Annotated in this window: 2 protein-coding genes; one reads left to right on the top strand and one right to left on the bottom strand. The window is 43.3% G+C overall.

Annotated features, from left to right (window positions below):
• Nucleotides 1–1320 (bottom strand): M20/M25/M40 family metallo-hydrolase (locus tag CGZ90_RS19760; protein ID WP_094254205.1); only part of this gene is annotated, 1320 nt, incomplete at its 3' end.
• A gap of 165 nt (nt 1321–1485) precedes the next feature.
• Here CGZ90_RS19760 and CGZ90_RS19755 point away from each other — a divergent pair.
• Nucleotides 1486–1689: ATP-binding cassette domain-containing protein (locus CGZ90_RS19755; RefSeq protein ID WP_240515500.1), on the top strand; the 204-nt coding region annotated here is incomplete at its 3' end.

Here is a 1689-nt window from a genome sequence, read left to right as displayed (position 1 = left end):
TACCGTTGGAAATCTCTCCATGACAGAAGCCATTGTTTTTTGGACGAGAGAACTGTTGCTCGAATGGACGGCAGGATAGAACGGCGGCGCATAGAACAGCACGATCATTGGGGCAAGATTTCTGCATAGGCCGGCTATCTCGTTTACAAAGTGCAAAGCTGTTTCCCGTTCATCTCCAAGTTTTTTCGCAAGAACTTCATTTTCTATTCGCGTAATCTCTGAAATTCCGTATTTTTCAATGGCATAATCGCACAGCTGCTGAAAAGTCAGGACAGAGATCTCAGGTGCCGAAACAGAGATGCCAGAAATATCTTCGTACTTCTTCAAACGGTTCTTCATAAATTGATGCAGATCTTCTGCTGCCGTCACGCAAGTTGAAAGCAGTTCGTCAGTCAGCTGCTGCAGCGGCTTTTTCATAAGCATCACGTTAAACAGCGTGACAGACGCATGTGGAATCTGCACAGAATAATGGTCCTTCAAATCTTTTTGCAAAAGATTGGACGGCGGCGGCATGATTTCATCGTCCATTTTATCGATAAAATCGGTGTTCCACTCTAAAACTTTCGTTACTTCGGACGACATCAGACTTCCGCTTAAACCAGCAAACGGCTCACCTACATGTGTCTCTTTGCCGTAGCAGAGAAAACCAGCGAGCAGCTTTCCGATTGAACCGGTATACACATGATGATGGTTATCTCCCGGGTGGCTCGTAAAGCTCGGTTCACCATTTAAACAGGCTTTATATTGAATGCCATATTCTTCTTTCAGCTCATTCAGCACACTCACACCGCAAAGCATGCCGGCTGAGTTCGCTTCTTCGTCAGGGACGGAGATCATCAGCAGGTTGCCTGGAAAATGGCCGGCAGCCGCTTTTTCCAGAAGTGAAAAATGGAGAGCAATTCCTGCTTTCATGTCCATTGTTCCCCGTCCGAAAAGCCATTCTCCACTCTCAATATCAGCCCTTACGTCCTCTCGAAGATCCTTCAGATCTGCTATTTTATCTGTCAGTAAATCCGTTTCAAACGCAAACGGTTTCAAATCGCCGTAATCATCAATATGCACCACATCAAAATGGCTGAGAAGAATGACGGTATCTTTATGATCGCCATTTTTCACAAAAGCAGTGAGAAGTTTCCGGCCGTCTTCAAGTCCATGGAGCCGAACGTACTCTGGATTTTCGTTAAAGTAAGAAAGGTTTTGCAGTTTTACTTTAAGAAAATCTGCCATATAAACTTCTCCGGGTGAGAAGGTCATACTCTGAACGTTCACCAATTCTTTTACTAGGTTTTTCAGTTGATCTTTTGTCTGCCAATTCTGCATATGCACACTTCCTTGTCTCAGTTGTTACCTCTTACACTTCAATGACATAGGACCAAATCCTTTTTTAGAGTGTGTAAAAAGAATTATGGAAAGTGTTGACATAAATGGGTGATGGAAAGTATTATGTGTATTATACATACTAATACACACGAAGGGGTGTTTTATTTGATTTCTGTTCAAAACGTTTTCCATGAATTCAGGATCGGAAAAAAAGGAAAAGAGCATATCGTTCCTGTGCTGCACAACATATCACTTGAGATAAGCGAGGGAGAAATTGTCGCAGTTGTCGGACGCAGCGGTTCGGGAAAGTCAACCTTGCTGAACTTAATCAGCGGATATATGAAGCCGGCAAAAGGAGAGATCTACATA

Origin of the sequence: Fictibacillus aquaticus (assembly GCF_002245695.1) — a bacterium.
GTDB classification, from domain to species: Bacteria; Bacillota; Bacilli; order Bacillales; family Fictibacillaceae; genus Fictibacillus; species Fictibacillus aquaticus.
The sequence above is the reverse complement of the archived record's forward strand: the minus strand, read 5'-3'. Positions and strand labels throughout refer to the sequence as shown.